Origin of the sequence: Treponema saccharophilum DSM 2985, assembly GCF_000255555.1 — a bacterium.
Lineage (GTDB): Bacteria > Spirochaetota > Spirochaetia > Treponematales > Treponemataceae > Treponema_D > Treponema_D saccharophilum.
The window spans coordinates 51,631-68,739 of the sequence record NZ_AGRW01000043.1 but is presented as its reverse complement, the minus strand read 5'-3'; the positions used below and the strand labels follow the sequence as shown (position 1 = coordinate 68,739).

The following is a 17,109-nucleotide window of genomic DNA, read 5'->3' as shown; positions in this document are numbered from 1 at the left end:
AGGATTCGATGAAGCAGAAGGACCGCATCAAAAAGCTTTCCGGCGCGGACGGGTTCGATTCGTATTACAGGGAGATTTATGGGGAACGGTGGGACGGGCTGAAAAACGCTCTTTCCGGCGAGGCCGACCACATGGAATTCAATGCCGGCGGGGCTTCGCCGTATTTCCTCGACTCGGGGAGCATACGGTGCGCGGTCTCGCTTCCGCTTTCGGGCGCGGAGCGAATCCTCGACATGTGCGCGGCTCCCGGCGGGAAGACAATCGTCATAGCCTCGTGCATGGATGTCGGCGCGACCCTCCTGTCGAACGAGCGCTCGCCCGAGCGGAAGGCGCGCCTCGTGCGCTCGTGCGATTCGTGCCTTCCCGGCGACGTCCGAAGCCGCGTCGAAATCTGCTGCAAGGACGGCGCGAAGATGTGCCTCTCGAAGGAGAACGAGGGCGCGTTCGACAGGATTCTCCTGGACGCGCCCTGCTCAAGCGAGCGGCATGTCCTCGCCGACCCGAAATATCTCGGGGAATGGTCGCCGTCGCGGATAAAGACGCTTGCCGTCGCGCAGTGGTCGCTTCTTTCCTCCGCGTACCGGATGCTCGCGCCCGGCGGATACCTCCTCTATTCGACATGCGCGCTTGCGGCGGAGGAGAACGACGGCGTTGTCTCGCGCCTCGTGAGGAAATTTCCTGACGCGCGGATTGTTCCGCCGGCCGTGTCGTCCGACGTGTCGGGATTCTGCTCGGGCGCCCTTCCCGATGCAGAGAAGACCGAATTCGGCTTCCACGTCCTTCCCGACGCGCAGGGCGGGGCAGGGCCGCTCTTTTTCAGTTTGATTTATAAAAACGAAATGGACTAATTGGAGATTTTGCTTTATATTTTTTTTAAGCGAGTTTGCATATGGAAATGAGTAGCCGTGAGATGAAACTTCAGTCTGTTCTTGAGAGTGGCAGAAGAATTAACGAGATAAAAGATACTGACATGCTCCTGAAGCAGATTCTCACCGAGGCGCGGCATATTGTGAATGCGGATGCCGGCTCTATTTACGTCGTCGGTGACAAGGAGCAGCCTCGCTCCTCATCGGCGACGCGCGACGGCGCCTTTTTCCTCAAAATCGACTCGTCTGTCTATTCCCTTCCCATCGAGGAGCGCAAGGAGTATTTCCGGAGCAAGCTCCTCAGCATAAAGTACGCGCAGAACGATACGACGCAGCAGGACGGGTACAAAAATTTCTCCTTCAACATTTCCGACACGTCCATTTCGGGGTATTCGATTCTTTCCGGCGAGATTCTCAACATCGAGGACGCGTATGACATTCCTTCCGACGCGCCGTACTCGTTCGACAAGAAGACTGACATACAGATGAACTACGTCACCCGCTCAATGCTGACAATCCCGCTCATAAATTCGAACGACCGCCCGCTTGGCGTCCTGCAGATAATAAACGCGCAGGATTCGGACGGGAACGTCATATCGTTCGATGACGATGCGATTCTCTTCATAAAATATTTCGCCGACAGCGCGACGCAGGCGCTCGAGCATTCCTACCTCACGAACAGCATGATAATGCGGATGCAGAAGATGGCGGAATACCGCGACCCGAAGGAGACGTTCCACCACGTCCAGCGCGTCGCGGAATTCTCCGATGTCATATACGTCAACTGGGCGAAGCGGAACGGCGTGCCTGTGGAGAAGATGGAGCGGTACCGCGACCTTCTCCGTATTGCCGCGAAATGTCACGACCTCGGCAAGGTCGGAGTTTCCGACATCATCCTCAAGAAACCGGGGCCGGGGCGCTTTACCGATGATGAGCGCAGCACGATGAAGGGGCATACCTGCATAGGCGCGCTCCTTTTCTCCGACATGGAGTCCGAAATCGATTCCTTGTCGCGCGACGTCGCCCTCCGCCATCACGAATGGTGGGACGGTAGCGAGAACGGATACCCGGGCGATTTCGATTTCCGCGGGTACGTTACGGGCGAGCCGATTCCGAAAAGCCGCCCGCTCAAAGGCGAGGAGATTCCCTTCGCGGCGAGGATTGTCGCGATTGCCGACGTGTTCGACGCGCTGAGCCACAGGCGCGTCTACAAGGAGGCGTGGTCCGTCGATGATGCGTTCATAGAGATTCAGCAGCTTTCCGGGGTGCAGTTCGACCCCGAGCTTGTCATGTGCTTCCTTTCCGAGCGGGAGAAGGTGTGCGCGATAAACAGGATGTGGGAAAGCACTGTCGACGACTAGAGCGTATAGCCGTATGTTTCCGCCGCGATATGCCTGAGCAGCTCCGCCTCGAATGTCGCGGCGAATTTTTTCAGCTCCTTTTCACCGTATGTGCTTTTCTTTTTCGAGCCGAGCCCGATTTCCGCGAGGTTCATGCTCATGCTCCGCTCAAGGAGCCTGTCCTGGATGTTGTCCTTCGTGAACACTGTCCCGCGGTCGTTCATTGCGGTTATGCCCTTTTCCACGAGGCGTTCGGCAAAAAGGATGTCGCGCGTTATCGCGATGTCGTTCTTCGACGCGTTCCGGATGATGTAGTTGTCCGCCTCGTCCTTTCCCTCGCCGCAGACGACCATCTCCGCCGCGTTTTCCGTCGGGATTTCCCTGTTCGCGACGAACACGACGGCGCATTTGTTCCTTGAGGAAATCTCCGCTGCGGAGCGCCTCATCAGGACGGGAGCCGAGTCGGCGTCAATCCATATTTTCAGTTTGTGCATCGCTTTTTCTGCTGCTCTTTTTTCCGAGCGCGTCGTCGAGCCTTGCGGAAATCCTGTCCAAGGTTTCCTCGATTTTCGCGAGCGTCTCGTCCTCTTTCTGCTTGGCCTTCGATTCGCTTGCTTTCTTCGATTTTTCCTTGTACAGCTCGTCGCACAGCATTATCCCCGCGAGGATTGATATCTGCGTGTTTGAGCTGAGGGAACCGTTTTTCTCTATCTGCTCGGTTATCTGCTTGTAGTATTTGAGGAGTTTTTTGAGGTAGGCTTCGTCTTCGCCCGTTTTTATCGTGAACGACGTGCCGAGAGCGTCTATTTTCAGAAGTCCCATTGCGTCCTAGAATATGTCGAACTGCGGTCTGCCTGAATCTTGTGAGGGAGGATTTGTTATGCTTGCAATCTCCCCGACGGTGCGCCCGAGAAAATCCGCAATCTCCTCGACGGTGCGCCCTTTCTGAGCGAGGCTCAGGACAAGGTTCCTGTCGTCTTCTGTGGGGAATGCGTCTTCCGTCTCAGCGTTTTCTTCGCCCTGCTGGCTCTCGTTCTCCCATTCGGAGGGGGAATCGGTCTCGTCGTCGGTCTCTTCATCGTCCTCGGCGATTCCGTCGCTGAACGGCTCTTCCGTGGACTCTTCGGCAGGCTGGCTTTCGCTTTCCTGCTCGCTCTCGTCCTGCGGCTCGTCTGCAGGTTTTTCCTCGTCTGCGGCAGGGCGGGTTTCGGGGGCAGGCGATGCCCCCGCGCTTGATTCAGTTATGTTTCTCAACTGCTCAAGCGCCTTGATGATTCCAAGCTCAATCTTGCTTTGGTCTGTCTGAAAAGCCGAGAGCTGCTCCGTTTTCGCAGAAAGTGCGTTTGTGAGCTCTGCGCATTTGCTACGCAAAGCATCATTCTCTGCTGAAAGCCGCGCTATTTCATCGGACATCTGCTCGATTTTAGCCACGGCGCTTTCGACTTTTTGTTCCAGATTGAAAACTTGATCGAGTGAAATCATCTTTTTTTGCCTTTACTTATGCGTTGAGCGCTTTCTTGGCAGCCTCGACGACAGCCTTGAATGCGTTCGGGTCTTCGATGGCGAGGTTTGAGAGAGCCTTGCGGTTCAATGAGATTCCTGCCTTCGTGACTCCGTTGATGAAGCGTGAGTAGGTGAGGCCCTCAGCGCGGACAGCCGCGTTGATACGCGCGATCCACAACTGGCGGAAGTCGCCCTTCTTGTTGCGGCGATCGTCGTATGAGTGAGAGAGTGCCTTCACGACAGCGTCTTTCGCTGCCTTGTAGTTTGTTCCGCGGCGTCCCGTAAACCCTTTTGCGAGTTTGAGAATCTTCGCGCGGCGATTGTTGCGTTTTGTTCCGTCTATTGCTCTTGACATAGTAATCTCCTAGTGTGTTTTTCAGTGAAAATCCGGTTCGCTGCAGAAATCAGCCGTACGGGAGCTGCTGCTTGCGGATTCTCGCCGCTGAATCCTCTGAAAGAATTCCAGCGCCGCGAAGGTGCATCTTCCTCTTCGCGGACTTTTTCGTGAGGATATGGCGGAGGTTCATCTTCTTGTACTTTACCTTGCCAGTTCCAGTGAGTGAAAAACGCTTCGCAGCGGCTTTCTTTGTCTTCATCTTGTTCTTGGACATTTGTTTTTCCTCTGGGCCGCGCGACCTTATCGCCGACCCATAAAATGATTTATTTGGCCTTCGCGTTGATTGTCATCGACATGAATCTGCCTTCCATTGCGGCGGGCTTCTCCACGACGAACGAACCTTCGGTCAGCCGTTTCAATACCTCGTTCAGGACGTCATAACCGAGTTCAGTGTGGGCAAGCTCGCGACCGCGGAAGCGTATCGTTACCTTGACCTTGTTGCCCTCGTTCAGGAATTCCTGGACGTGCTTAGCCTTTGTGTCGAGGTCACCGGGGCCGATTTTCGGCTGCATCCTGATTTCCTTGATTTTCAAGGCTTTCTGGTTCTTGCGGGAATCACGGAGCCTTTTTTCCTGCTCGAACTTGTATTTACCATAGTCAGATATTTTACAAACCGGTGGATTTGCATTCGGAGAGACCTCCACAAGGTCAAGATCCCGCTCTTTCGCGAGCTTGAGTGCTTCGATCGTGGGCATTATCCTGTTCTGCCCGCCTTCTTCGTCAATAAGTCTGACCTCTCTCACACGAATCTGTTCGTTGATTCGTAATCCTTTTGGATCTGCCAATGTTCCCCCTGATGCCTTCGCAGGCACATTTGTAAAATTATTCTCCCATCATATCAGAAATCGATTTTTGATGTCTAGTAACCAGCGTTTCTGTCGCGCGTCAATTCCGGGCGGGAAGGCGTGGCGGGCGCTTTTTTCCGGCAACCGGAAAAAAAGTGTTGACATATTTTTTCTTTTGTCGTAATATCCTTTACATCATTTTTTTTGGACGGTTAGCTCAGTTGGTAGAGCCCCTGGTTTACACCCAGGTTGTCGGGAGTTCGAGTCTCTCACCGTCCATTTTTTTATGCCCTCCCGGTTCCGCTGAATCCCGCCGTGCGTTCTATTCAAGAATGTTTCTGTTTTTGCTAGAATGTCCTCCTATGAAAATGAATAACAATGCGCTTTCAAAGATAGTCGTTTCGTGCTGCGCGCTTTCCGCGGCGTTCTCTGTTTCGGCTCTCTCGTTCCATGCGGACATCTCGCTCCTCGCGTTTCCCTTTGCGGCGGCATACACGCTGGTTCTGTCGTATTTCGCCGTCTCGAAGCTGTTCGGCATCAGGCCGGGTGCGGCGTCCTCGGGCGGCGACCCCGCGTTCATCCCTGCCGTGAGGACGATGATGCAGTACGAGCCGTTCGTCCTTCTCATCTCGTTCGTGCTCCGCCGTGCGGGGGACGAGGGAACGCCGTACGCGCTCGACTGCATCGAGGTGTTCCTGTGGTGCGCGGTCTCCGTGCTCGTGCTCGTCGTTCTCCATTTCATATCGCCGAAGAGCATCCGCGCGTGGAGTCCCGTCTGGCATCAGGTGCTCGTCGACAGAAAATACGAGGCGCGCAAGGGGAGGTTCGGGCGCAGGTGGCTTCTCGTGGAGGCGCTCGGCTGGGTCGATGCCCTCGTCCAGGCCGTTTTTATGGTGCTTCTCCTCAATATATTCCTCGTCCAGCTCTACGAGATTCCGTCCGAGTCGATGGTTCCCGAATTCCTCGTCAAGGACAGGGTCGTCGTCTTCAAAGTGCTCAACGGCCCGAAATTCCCGCTTTCCGACATCGGGCTTCCTCCCGTGAAGAAATACGGCCGCGGCGACATCGTCGTGTTCAGGAACCCGCATTATTCGGCTGACAGGAAATCGGAGGTGCGGACGTTCGTCAGCCAGCTCGTTTTCATGTGCACGCTCACCATGAAGAACATAAACGTGGACGAGAGCGGGATGCCGAAAGCGGACCCGCTCGTCAAGCGCGTCGTCGGCGTTCCCGGCGAGCAGCTCGTCATGGTCGACGGCAGGCTGTATTCGCGGACGAAGGATTCCCCGTCGTTCTCCGTCGTCGAGGACGACGCGTCGTGGGCGTGCTGGAATTTGAACGCCGTCAAGGAGCCCGTGAAGAAGGGCATTCGGGAATTCGTCCTGAGCGCGGATGACGTCGCCGCGATGGAGCGGGTGGAGCGTGCGAAAAGCGCGTTGTCGGTTGAGGAGGCGCGGGAAAAATGCGCCGCGATTGCGGATGAATTCGACTCTCTCGTGGAGGGCGGCTCCGTCTCCTCGCGGAAGTTCGGCGGCGGCGGGGAATTCTCGCTCTCGCCGAGGGAGCTGTTCTCCTTCGCCTATTTCGACGGCATCGACAGGAAGTCGGTCTCTCTCTTCAACGCGGCGAACCGCTCGGAGTGGTTCCGTGAATTCATGACGGGGTGGTGCGCGTCCGTTCCCGATTTCGGTGACGACATGTACGCGGAATCGAATTTCAAGCTGAACCTGCTGTTCAAGATGAAGTTCGGGAGCGTCGTCGTGAAAAACGTGGAGAACCTGCTCGCGGGCGTGCCGATGTCGCTGTGGGATGACGGCGGCAGCGAAAAGGACGACCTCGTCTCGTATGTCGAGCTTCTCGACAGAAGAAGCATGCCGGTGTTCCCCGCCTCCGCAAGCGACGGAACGCCCTCGTACATACCGGAAAACTGCTACTTCATGATGGGCGACAACCGCTTCAACTCTCTCGACATGCGCCATTCGTACGAGCCGCATCTGGCGTCGTTGGCGGAGAGCGACAAATTCGGCGTCCTCTATCCGTCGAACATCGCGCCGATGTACGTTCCCCGGAGCAAGATTCTCGGCGTCGCGTCGTACCGCTTCTGGCCCGTCTCCCGCAAAGGCGTCCCCGGCCATACGGGAATGTAGAAGTTGGCATAGTGAGATAGCCTTTCCGGCAATTCCTGTTTTGTGTATTCTGCTTTTCAAGGGGACGCTTTGCGATGTGCGGCGGCTTGCCTCCGAATTCTCATGGATGAAGGAGGCTGTCTGTATGAAGATTTACGACATCGTGGTGCTTGTCATCATGATAATCAGTCTGATAATACAGGTGCTCTCTTTCCTGCTCAAATAGGTTGGAAGCATAAAAAAGCCCGCCCCAAGCTGACTACTTCGGCGGGCTTGTAACATAAGTTCAACGGAGGCTGGTCGCTCATTTCGCGGGCGTCCCCGTTTGCGTTGTATATTACGCGAGAAGCCCCGCTTCGTCAACGTTTTGCGATTCGCCTTTCCGCTGGGGACTGCCTTGCCGGTAATTCCCGTTTTGTGTATTCTGCTTTCATAAGGGGACGCTTTGCGATGTGCGGCGGCTTGCCTCCGAATCCTCACGAATGAAGGAGGCGCACTGTGACGACTTACGAGATTGTGATGCTCATCATCGCAATTGCAGGTTTAGTTATACAGGTGCTCACCTTCCTGAAGAAATAAGGGAAAGAGCATAAAAAAGCCCGCCCCAAGCTGACAACTTTCGTGGGCGGGTTTTATACCAATAGCTACGGAGGCTGGTCGCTCATTTCGCGGGCGTCCCCGTTTGCGTTGTATATTACGCGAGAAGCCCCGCTTCGTCAACGTTTGGCGGTTCGGCTTTCCGCGGGGATAGCCTTGCCGGTAATTCCCGTTTTGTGTATTCTGCTTTCATAAGGGGACGCTTTGCGATGTGCGGCGGCTTGCCTCCGAATTCTCATGGATGAAGGAGGCTGTCTGTATGAAGATTTACGACATCGTGGTGCTTGTCATCATGATACTCAGTCTGATAATACAGGTGCTCTCTTTCCTGCTCAAATAGGTTGGAAGCATAAAAAAGCCCGCCTCGTAGCTACCAACTCTAGGCGGGTTTGATAATCTTGCTACGGAGGCGGTCGCTCATTTCGCGGGCGTCCCCGTTTGTGTTGTATATTACGCGAGAAGCCCCGCTTCGTCAACGTTCGGCGAAAAACTCGATAGTAGGGCTGTTTAAACCTCTCTCCGTGGACGGATTAGGTTGGAAGCATACAAAAAGCCCTAAGCTCCGCTAAATCGCGGTTGACTTGCCTTGGATTGCAAGATAGCTTAGGGCTTGTTATTTTCTCTAAAATCCTCCTATTTCGTTAACTTTTCATACATCTTGAACAGCTCCGAGACAATCTCGGCTTCTGTCCTATCCGCCTTAAATCCGTACGCCTTCATCACTGCCTTGTCGTTCTCGCGGTGGGCTTTGTCGGCTGATTTTTCCGACAATAAAAAACGGCGCAACCAACAGGAACTTTTGCGGGTGGTCCGCTGCCGCTACATTGCTTCGGCCGCTTGCTTCCTGCGCAACGGCTTCGCCGCCCCTGCAATCCCTAGCCCGTCGGCTTTATGAAAATCACATGGATTCGCTCCGTGTGATTTTTTTCTCCTATTGCTCCTTGTTTTCTCCTATTCTTCATACTAAAATAGGAGATAGCCTGATTCAGTAGGAGAAAGCGATGAGGTCGTTTGATTATTCAAAACTTCAAAACTGTACGATTGATACCGAAATTCTGGGGTTCGTTTCAAAAATCCGGGAATACAAAGGCCGTCAGGAACTTTATGTTCATCAGAAGAAAGACAAACTTGATAAGCTCGTAGAAATAGCAAAAATCCAGAGTACGGAAAGCTCAAATAAAATCGAAGGAATTGTAACTACAGACTCACGAATCAAGCAGCTTGTTGCCGACAAAACTGCCCCTCGGAATCGTGACGAAAAAGAAATCATGGGTTATCGCGATGTTCTGAACATCATCCATGAAAATTTTGAATATATTCCCCTTACTTCAAATTATATCCTTCAGCTTCATAAGCATTTGTATCAATATGCAAGCCCTGATTTTGGAGGAAAATTCAAGAATGTTCAAAACTACATTGTTGCCAGCCTGCCGGACGGAAGCAGCCGGACTCTCTTTACGCCGCTTTCACCAATCGAAACGCCTCAAGCCGTTCAAAATCTTTGCGAGACATTCAATCATGCGATGGACATGGGCGAAATTGAACCGCTTCTTTTGATTGCAAATTTCATCAAGGATTTTCTGTGCATACACCCTTTTAATGATGGTAACGGAAGAATGTCCAGGCTTCTGACGACGCTTCTTCTTTACCGTTCTGGTTTTGTAGTAGGGAAATATATAAGCCTTGAAAAGAAAATCGAAAAAACAAAGGACACTTATTATGATGTTCTGGAAGCTTCTTCTGAAAACTGGAACGACGGCACGAATGACAACACGCCTTTTGTAAAATATCTTTTGGGAATAATTCTTGCCGCATACAGGGAATTTGAGGAGCGTCTTAACCTGATTGATGATACTGTTTCTGCGGCAGAGGCTGTGGAAAATGTCATCAGAAAAAGATTGGGTAAATTTACAAAAAGCGACATCCAGGAAGAGTGCCCGGCTTTCGCCCGACAGACTATTGAAAAAGCCATCAAGGAACTGTGCGATAGGGGCATGATTGAAAAAAAAGGCAGCGGGCGAGCTACCTACTATGTATGCAGAAATTAGAAAAAAAGCCCGCCGTAAGTGAACCAGACTTTCGGCGGGCTTTTTGCAAAGTTCTGCGGAGGCGGTCGCTTATTTGCAAGCGTCCCCGCAGAACTTTGCTATACAAGGCTACTGTGCTTTCGTCAAATCCTCGTACATCTTGAAAAGTTCGCCCACAATGTCCGCTTCCGTCATGTCATTTTTGAAGCCATATGCCGCCATGACCGCCTTGTCGTTCTCGCGGTGGGCTTTGCGTAAGTCGGCGGGCATGAAAGTCTCATCATACAAATCTGCAAGTGTATCTGAGAAATGATTTGCTCTTGCATCCAGAATTGCCTGCGCTGATTTTTCGATTGCAAATCTTTGCTCGTCTGTCGGATTGCACCATGGAAAGTTATTGTAAACGATATTGCCAGAATACTGATAACGAGTTTCCAATCTCCCTGCGACTACACGCATCCAGTCGTTGTGCACATTACTCATAAGAACCCCGAATTCATAAAGGGTGGCATCAGGAACAATAAGAGTGCTTCCATTTAATATTATTTCAGGTGAGACAAAAGCAATAGGAATATACTCTCTGCGTTCTGAAGAAACTTTTGGAATTGCTAGCATTGGACTTTCAGGCTGCCGGATTTCACCAAAAAGCCATGGCGTGTCGGCAAGTTTCAATGTCTGTGGGCGAGATGACTTGCTTCGGAAATCTTTTGTCTCCTGAACACGAGCAGAAATCAGCTTTGATTGTCGAAGTTCCTTGACGGATGCATCTTTTAGCCAAAGACAGAACCGCTCACCATTGTTCAGAAGTTCATCACCACCAACATATTTTCTAATGAACTTTTCATTACTTGGATTTTCAGTAATGACGGCATCAGCTTCTTCTTTTGAAAGTATCAAGTGGTTGTCGTCAATCGGCATACTTCCGTAAACAATTTTTGGAACATTACACAATGCTTTTGCCCTGTTCTCAATGAAAACATCAGTTGCATCAATAAGGTAGCCGTTTATATGATTTGCCAGATTTTTGTTTCCACCTTCGTCAAAAATAATCTTGGCTTTTTTAGGAGAAGAAGAATTATGGCTAAAACCGATTATTACGCAATGAACATGAGCCTTTTCTGTGCTTTCTGAATCCCAGCGGAAAGTACGCCATGAATAATCTATTTCAAGACCCTGCTCAGAAAGATATTTCCACAAAGTTGGCACTTGTTCGCCTTGTGTGATTGAATTTGTCGATACGAAAGCACATTTTGTATTTGTGTTTTTAATCAGTTCAATCGCCTTTGCATACCACCCCGTAACATAATCAAGATTTCCAACGCCCTTTACAGTTTTTGGGAAAAGAGCGACAAGTTCTTCTTTCTGATTTTTTGATTGTTCTTTTTTTCCCACAAACGGCGGATTTCCCATGATGTAATTATATTCGTGCGCCGTGCCGTCCACCTGCGTAGTGAAGCCCGCAAACAGTCCGCCGATGTCGTTGTTGCCGTCTTGCGGTTTCAGCGTCTTCCAGTCCGTTCGGAGCGCGTTGCCTTCCACAATAAACGCGTTCGTCGTCAGTGGCAAAAAGTCGATGTTCTGGCTCAAAATCGCTTCGGTTTCGGCAATCATCTGGCTTTCGGCAATCCACAGCGCAGTTTTGGCAACGGTTACGGCAAAGTCGTTGATTTCGATGCCAAAAAACTGGTTGATGTGCACTTTTATGAACTCGTCAAAGCCAAGAACTGTTTCGCCATTGTTCAGAATCGAGATGACGCGGTTTTCAAGTCGTCTGAGCGAAAGGTATGTTTCTGTGAGGAAGTTGCCCGAACCGCAAGCGGGGTCAAGGAACTTCAAAGAGCCGAGTTTTTCTTGAAATTTCAGCAGTTTGTCCGTTTTGGCTTTTGCTTGTTTTGTGTCGCAAATTGTTTCAAGCTCTTTTTCAAGGTCGTCCAAAAACAGCGGGTCGATGACTTTGTGAATGTTTTGAATGCTTGTGTAGTGCATTCCGCCCTTGCGCCTTGTTTCGGGGTTGAGAGTGGACTCAAAGACTGCGCCGAAGATTGTGGGGGAAATCTCGCTCCAGTTGAAAGGCGCGCACTCTTTCACGATGACGTCTATTATCTCTTTCGTGAAGTTTGGGATTTCGATGTTCTCGTCTTTGAACAATCCGCCATTGACGTAAGGGAACGGCTTTAGTGTTTCGTCGTATTGGTCGCGCTCGGCTTCTTTTGTGTCGAGCGCCTTGAAGAGCTCAATCAAGCCCTTCCGCACGTTCGGCAGGTTGAAGCTCTTGAGATAATCCTCGAAAGCTGTCCGTGTTGCGAAAAGTCCAGCGTCCTCGGCATAAAGGCAAAAGACGATGCGGACGCAGAGGATATTCAGGCTTCGAAGGCTTTTTTCGTTTAGCTCTTTGTACTGTGGCAAGATGGCAGAATAGAGCTTGTCGACGAGTTTTCCCGCCTCAATCGAAAGCGCTTCTTCGCGCCTTATGTTCTCGTTCTTCTCGTCAATCAAAAACTGCAATCGATAATATTCTTTGCCCAAGTCTTTCAGGAAAATCTGCTCTGCCTCTGCTTCAGGCGTTTCAAGGTCGTAAACCAGAAATTCGGCAAAATTGCAGACAACAATCCATCTCGGCTTTTCGCTCGCCTTCATTTCGCTAACGTATCGCTTTGCCTGCTCGAACGGGGTAAGAACTGCGCCGTCTGACTGCTCATATGATTTGTGCAAGTCGATTTTTGCGCCTTTTTGCTCAATCAAAACTTTTGTGTCTGCGATATAAGCGTCGATGTAGCTTGTGTGGCTCAATTTTACGCGCTTTTCAAACTCGATGTAATTGGCAGGGCTTACAATGCCGAAGACATCGCCCAGAAGTCCAATCCAAAACCGCTGCGACTCCTGTTTTTCGTCGCCCTTGTCTTTCCAAAAGTCCGCGAACTCCGCCGCAGCCTTTCTTTGCTCACTTTCAGTTTTCATAATGCAATCATATCAGACCCCTCAAAAAAAATCCCCGCCACCACTGTTGATACGGCATCGGTATCATCGTTGATATAGCAGATTAACCAGAAAAAATTGTGGTGGCGTTACGAAAGCCGTCCGGAATGACCGGGTGGAAGCCAATGAATAATGCGGGCAACAAAAAAGCACGGGCAAAATACCCGTGCCTTCAAAAATCCCTTTTTCAGGTCATCGCAAATCCCAAGGCAAGCAAACCCTTGCAGGGGAGGAACTCCGTTCCTCCCGCGCCCGCTCCGGAAATCGGATGACCCTACTCAAGGAAAGCGGGCGCCAGCCTACCGACCGTGGCAGTTCTTGAATTTCTTTCCCGAGCCGCAGGGGCAGGGGTCGTTCCTGCCTATCTTGTCGGTGGGGCGGATAACCTGCACAGGGCGTCCCGTCGAGGCTCCCGCCATCGTCCGCGCCGCCTGCTGCTTGGCGTTGTCCATCAGCTTGCTCGCCGCCTGCGCCTGCTGGCTCATCGACTGCGCTTCCTGATGCTGCGCCGACATCTCGCGGATGAGGCCCTTCTGCTGCAGCTTCATCACCATCTCGGGCGTGAGCTGAACCTGGAGGCTCCTCGTCTTGAGGATGTTCCCCACGACGGTCAGGCGGATTTTCTCGATAGCGTCGTCGAATTTGTTGAACCCGTCGATTTTGTATTCCGTGAGCGGGTTCTTCGAGCCGTACGAGCGGAGGTGGACCGCCTCGCGGAGCCCGTCGAGGTATTCGAGCTGGTCGAGCCACGTGCTGTCGATTTCGCGGAGGTACTTGTAACGGATGAACCTGTTGAACTCGCTCTTTCCCGACGGCGCCTCGTCGCTGTCCTCAAGCGCGCTCTGGAGCTTCGCGAGCGCGTCGAACGACTGCTCTCGCGACTTGATTTCCGTCTGGATGATGGTGTTGACCTTCTCCTCGTCGAGCTCCTCGGGCGGAAGTTGGAAGCCGAACGCCTCGCGGATGTTGTCGAGTATCCGCTTCTGCGCGTCCTTGTCCTTGCGGCTCCTGTCGTACTCGGCGAACCATGAGGCGACGTATTCCTTCGCGGTGTCCGTTATGCGCTCCGCCAAATCCTCGTCGGTGAGAATCTCGTCGCGCTGCTGGTAGATGAACTCGCGCTGCTCGTTGAGGACGTCGTCGTAGTCGATGAGGTTCTTTCGTATCTCGAAGTTGCGCTCCTCGACCTTCTTCTGCGCGTTCGCGATTCCCTTGTTGAGCCACGGGTGGTCAATCGGCTCGCCCGGCTGCATTCCGATTCTCGTCATGATGTTCTTCATGCGGTCGCCGCCGAAGAGGCGCATGAGGTCGTCGTCCATGCTGATGAAGAATTTCGAGCGTCCCGGGTCTCCCTGGCGTCCCGAGCGCCCTCGCAGCTGGTTGTCGATGCGCCGCGACTCGTGCCGCTCGCTTCCGATGACGTACAGGCCGCCGAGGTTCTTCACCTCCTCGTAGTCCTTCTGCCAGTTCTCCCTCTCGATTTTGAGCGCGCTCTCGTACTGCTCGGGCGTCGCGTCCGTGCCGCACCGCTTTCTCGCCCTCATCTCGGGGCTTCCGCCGAGCTTGATGTCCGTTCCGCGTCCCGCCATGTTCGTCGCGACGGTGACGGCTCCCTTCGCGCCCGCCTCCGCGATGATGAGCGCCTCGCGCGCGTGGTTCTTCGCGTTGAGGACCTCGTGCGGGATTCCCTTCCGCGTCAGGAGGTTCGACAGGTGCTCCGACTTCTCGACGGAGACCGTTCCGACGAGCACGGGCTGTCCCTTCTTGTGCGCCTCCTCGATTTCCTTCGCGATGGCGTTCCATTTGTCGCTCTCGTTGAGGTAGACCTCGTCGTTCTCGTCGATTCTCGCGACGGGCTTGTTCGTCGGGATGACGACGCAGTCGAGCTTGTAGATTTTGCTGAACTCGACCGCCTCCGTCGCCGCCGTTCCCGTCATGCCGGAGAGCTTGTCGTACATGCGGAAGAAATTCTGGAACGTGACGGTCGCCATCGTGCGGTTCCGCTGCGCTATCCTGACGTGCTCCTTCGCCTCGATCGCCTGGTGGAGGCCGTCGGAATACCGGCGCCCCTCAAGGATGCGCCCCGTGAATTCGTCGACGATTTCGACCTTGCCGTCGCGGACGACGTACTCGACGTCCTTCTCGTAGAGCACGTGCGCGCGGATTGCCTGCGTGAAGTAGTGAACCCACTCGAAATTCTGCTCGTCGAAGACCGTCGTGTTCGGCTCGATGAGGTTGTGCGCGTGGAGGATTTCGTCGATTTTGTTCATTCCCTTGTTTGTGAACGACACGCGCTTCGACTTCTCGTCGATTTTGTAGTCGCCCTTGAGCGCGGCGCGCTCCTCGGGAAGCATCTCCACCTCGTCGGGGTAATCCTGCGTCTTGGGGTCCTTCTCCATCTCCTCGAACAGCCCGACGTACTTGTCGACCTCGTAGAACTTGAACGTGTCGTCGTCGCCCTGGCCGGAGATGATGAGCGGCGTCCTCGCCTCGTCGATGAGTATCGAGTCGATTTCGTCGACGATGCAGTAGTTGAACCCGCGCTGCACTTTAATCGACATGTCGTTGACCATGTTGTCGCGGAGGTAGTCGAACCCGAACTCGTTGTTCGTTCCGTATGTGATGTCGCAGTTGTAGTTCATCTTGCGGACGGCGTTGTCCATGTTCGAGAGTATTTTCCCGACCGTCACGCCGAGGAAGCTGAACACTGGGCGCATCGTCTCGGCGTCGCGCTCGGCGAGGTAGTCGTTGACGGTGACGACGTGGACGCCCTTTCCCGTCAGCGCGTTGAGGTACGACGGAGCGACGGCGACGAGCGTCTTTCCCTCGCCCGTCTTCATCTCCGTAATCTTGCCCTGATGGAGGACGATGGAGCCCATCACCTGGACGTCGTATGCCCTCTCACCCCTGACCCTGAACGCCGCCTCTCGCGCCACGGCGAAGGCTTCCGGCAAAATATCGTCCAGCGACTCGCCCTTCGCGAGACGCTCCTTGAAAATCTGGGTCTGTTTCGGGAAATCATCGTCGGCAAGCGATTTCGCCCATTCTTCCTTGGCGTTCACCGCGGCGACGATTGGCTTCAACTTCTTCACATCGCGTTCGTTCTGCGAACCGAATATGACTGACAAAACTTTATCTAACATAATGTTAGCCATAATAATTGAAAACATGAGCAACGTCGAGGGCAGAGGCTGCCTTTCGGGGATTGCCGCGCAAGATTGAAAACCGCGCCCTTAATCGGTATCCTTTTCGGAAAAACGGTAAAAATAATGGAAAGGAAAAACATTTCTAAGATAGCGCTCGCCCTCCTTGCCGCGCTCGCGTCGTCGTCCTGCTCCCGGCCGGAGAAAATCGCGTCCGTGAGCGAGAACGATTTGTTCACGCTCAATTACGGCAACTTCGAGGACGAGCTGAACGTGTTCGACCTGGCGTCGGCGGGAAGCATAAACACGTTCATGACGATGCGGGATGGCTTCTTCTACATCGCGAACGGCGAGTCCAAGCGCATACTCGAGCTCAATTCGTACGGCGACCTGTTGAGCCTCTACTACAACGAGGACTCGATGTACAACCTCGACTTCGCCGACGAGAATTCCGGGAATTCGACGAAGAAGGCTGTCTCGTATCCGTTCAACAAGCTCGGGCCCGTCGCCGTGGACGCCGACAAGCGCCTCTACGCCGTGGACACGCTCCCGCCCGAGCGGCACGAGATGGACGAGGAGCGGCAGCTGCTTCTGAGCAACATCGTCCTGCGCTTCGACTCCGACGGGAAATTCATCGACTACATCGGGCAGCAGGGGCCGGGAGGCACGCCGTTCTCCTTCGTCAAGGGAATATACGCCACGAAGGACGGAGAGCTCGTCGTCGTCTGCTGCACGAACGGCGGGTTCGACGTCTTCTGGTTCGGCACGAACGGGTTCCTCCTCTACCAGCTTTCCGTGAACGAGGACAACGTCCCGAAACTGCAGCGCGACGGCGCGGAGGGGAGCGCGCACCTTTCGATAGAGAACGTCGTCCCCGACTTCAGCAGCCACAAGGTCTACCTCAAAATCGACTACTACGAGGATTCCATCGACTCCGACCTCAAGGTGCAGTCCGGAATCGACTACGCGAAGACGATGCTCTATCCGCTCGACGTCACCACGGGCGCGTACGAGGACGGGTTCGACATTCCGGCTTACGAGTATTCCTCGAGCGAGGGGCTGTCGCAGGAAATCGAGACGATTCCGTTCGACTTCCTCGGCGTCACGGAGAACGGGTGGTTCTTCTTCATGATTCCCGTCGACGACGGCTATCTCGTGCAGATGGTGCAGCCTGACGGGCAGCGCGTCGTCAAGCGCCATCTTTCAGTCGATCACGGGCGGATTCTCTACCATTCGATAGCGCTGAGCGACAGCGGAATCGTCAGCGGGCTTTTCGTGCGCCGGGAGAACGCCGAGGTTGTCTGGTGGAGAACGGATTCTCTCATAGCTTCGTTCGGAAGCTGAGGAGG

The 17,109-nt window shown here is 53.5% G+C and carries 16 protein-coding genes, 1 tRNA gene and 1 pseudogene; 8 read left to right on the top strand and 10 right to left on the bottom strand.

Annotated features, from left to right (window positions below; all coding sequences use genetic code 11):
- Nucleotides 1-8: 8 nt before the first annotated feature.
- Together TRESADRAFT_RS05825 and TRESADRAFT_RS05820 are read left to right on the top strand one after the other, a co-directional pair.
- A complete protein-coding gene (locus TRESADRAFT_RS05825; RefSeq protein ID WP_002703753.1) occupies nucleotides 9-848 on the top strand; it encodes an RsmB/NOP family class I SAM-dependent RNA methyltransferase in 840 nt (279 codons plus the stop codon).
- A gap of 62 nt (nucleotides 849-910) precedes the next feature.
- Nucleotides 911-2,227 carry an HD domain-containing phosphohydrolase gene (locus tag TRESADRAFT_RS05820; RefSeq protein WP_245534333.1) on the top strand — a complete coding sequence of 439 codons (1,317 nt, stop codon included), beginning with the start codon at nucleotides 911-913 and terminating at the stop codon, nucleotides 2,225-2,227.
- Here TRESADRAFT_RS05820 and TRESADRAFT_RS05815 read toward each other — a convergent pair.
- Genes TRESADRAFT_RS05815 through infC form a run of 6 tightly spaced genes read right to left on the bottom strand, consistent with a single transcriptional unit; the run spans nucleotide 2,224 to nucleotide 4,891 of the window.
- Entirely contained in the window at nucleotides 2,224-2,700 is a 477-nt protein-coding gene (locus TRESADRAFT_RS05815) for a DUF188 domain-containing protein (RefSeq protein WP_002703749.1), read from the bottom strand. The genes TRESADRAFT_RS05820 and TRESADRAFT_RS05815 overlap by 4 nt on opposite strands.
- The gene (gene zapA, locus TRESADRAFT_RS05810; protein WP_002703747.1) at nucleotides 2,675-3,028 is read right to left on the bottom strand and encodes a cell division protein ZapA; all 354 of its coding nucleotides are present in this window, start codon (nucleotides 3,026-3,028) and stop codon (nucleotides 2,675-2,677) included. The genes TRESADRAFT_RS05815 and zapA overlap by 26 nt, the downstream gene beginning before the upstream one ends.
- Nucleotides 3,029-3,034: 6 nt before the next feature.
- Nucleotides 3,035-3,688 carry a cell division protein ZapB gene (locus TRESADRAFT_RS15015; protein ID WP_002703745.1) on the bottom strand — a complete coding sequence of 218 codons (654 nt, stop codon included), beginning with the start codon at nucleotides 3,686-3,688 and terminating at the stop codon, nucleotides 3,035-3,037.
- Between the two features lie 16 nt (nucleotides 3,689-3,704).
- Nucleotides 3,705-4,064 (bottom strand): 50S ribosomal protein L20, encoded by a 360-nt coding sequence (gene rplT, locus TRESADRAFT_RS05800; RefSeq protein WP_002703735.1) that lies wholly within the window; start codon nucleotides 4,062-4,064, stop codon nucleotides 3,705-3,707.
- A 49-nt stretch (nucleotides 4,065-4,113) separates the two neighbouring features.
- Nucleotides 4,114-4,320 (bottom strand): 50S ribosomal protein L35, encoded by a 207-nt coding sequence (rpmI, locus tag TRESADRAFT_RS05795; protein ID WP_002703733.1) that lies wholly within the window; start codon nucleotides 4,318-4,320, stop codon nucleotides 4,114-4,116.
- Nucleotides 4,321-4,369: 49 nt separating this feature from the next.
- Nucleotides 4,370-4,891 (bottom strand): translation initiation factor IF-3, encoded by a 522-nt coding sequence (infC, locus tag TRESADRAFT_RS05790; RefSeq protein WP_002703732.1) that lies wholly within the window; start codon nucleotides 4,889-4,891, stop codon nucleotides 4,370-4,372.
- A gap of 206 nt (nucleotides 4,892-5,097) precedes the next feature.
- Between infC and TRESADRAFT_RS05785 the strand changes: the two genes are divergently transcribed.
- From TRESADRAFT_RS05785 to TRESADRAFT_RS16685, 4 genes are all read left to right on the top strand, one after another.
- A tRNA-Val gene (locus TRESADRAFT_RS05785) sits at nucleotides 5,098-5,170 on the top strand.
- Nucleotides 5,171-5,253: 83 nt separating this feature from the next.
- Complete coding sequence (gene lepB / locus TRESADRAFT_RS05780; RefSeq protein WP_002703731.1) at nucleotides 5,254-7,038, top strand: signal peptidase I; 1,785 nt, start codon at nucleotides 5,254-5,256, stop codon at nucleotides 7,036-7,038.
- Nucleotides 7,039-7,078: 40 nt separating this feature from the next.
- A complete protein-coding gene (locus TRESADRAFT_RS16225) occupies nucleotides 7,079-7,243 on the top strand; it encodes a hypothetical protein (RefSeq protein ID WP_159100036.1) in 165 nt (54 codons plus the stop codon).
- 582 nt (nucleotides 7,244-7,825) lie between these two features.
- Complete coding sequence (locus TRESADRAFT_RS16685; RefSeq protein ID WP_281054621.1) at nucleotides 7,826-7,954, top strand: hypothetical protein; 129 nt, start codon at nucleotides 7,826-7,828, stop codon at nucleotides 7,952-7,954.
- Between the two features lie 293 nt (nucleotides 7,955-8,247).
- Here the strand turns inward: TRESADRAFT_RS16685 and TRESADRAFT_RS16745 are convergent, their stop codons facing one another.
- On the bottom strand, nucleotides 8,248-8,385 hold the full coding sequence (locus TRESADRAFT_RS16745) for a type IIL restriction-modification enzyme MmeI (RefSeq protein ID WP_338321127.1): 138 nt from the start codon (nucleotides 8,383-8,385) through the stop codon (nucleotides 8,248-8,250).
- A 230-nt stretch (nucleotides 8,386-8,615) separates the two neighbouring features.
- Between TRESADRAFT_RS16745 and TRESADRAFT_RS05770 the strand changes: the two genes are divergently transcribed.
- Nucleotides 8,616-9,662 carry a Fic family protein gene (locus TRESADRAFT_RS05770; protein WP_002703729.1) on the top strand — a complete coding sequence of 349 codons (1,047 nt, stop codon included), beginning with the start codon at nucleotides 8,616-8,618 and terminating at the stop codon, nucleotides 9,660-9,662.
- Between the two features lie 108 nt (nucleotides 9,663-9,770).
- Here TRESADRAFT_RS05770 and TRESADRAFT_RS16600 read toward each other — a convergent pair whose 3' ends face one another.
- The 3 genes and pseudogenes from TRESADRAFT_RS16600 to secA all read right to left on the bottom strand — a co-directional run.
- Entirely contained in the window at nucleotides 9,771-12,599 is a 2,829-nt protein-coding gene (locus tag TRESADRAFT_RS16600) for a DNA methyltransferase (RefSeq protein WP_002703727.1), read from the bottom strand.
- 317 nt (nucleotides 12,600-12,916) lie between these two features.
- Nucleotides 12,917-13,036: an SEC-C metal-binding domain-containing protein gene (locus tag TRESADRAFT_RS16815; RefSeq protein ID WP_425358242.1), complete on the bottom strand. Its 120-nt coding sequence runs from the start codon at nucleotides 13,034-13,036 to the stop codon at nucleotides 12,917-12,919.
- A gap of 218 nt (nucleotides 13,037-13,254) precedes the next feature.
- Nucleotides 13,255-15,763, bottom strand: a pseudogene (gene secA / locus TRESADRAFT_RS05760) (preprotein translocase subunit SecA); the annotation flags it as partial.
- 123 nt (nucleotides 15,764-15,886) lie between these two features.
- Here secA and TRESADRAFT_RS05755 point away from each other — a divergent pair.
- Complete coding sequence (locus TRESADRAFT_RS05755) at nucleotides 15,887-17,104, top strand: LIC_12708 family protein (RefSeq protein ID WP_002703723.1); 1,218 nt, start codon at nucleotides 15,887-15,889, stop codon at nucleotides 17,102-17,104.
- The last annotated feature ends 5 nt before the right edge of the window (nucleotides 17,105-17,109 follow it).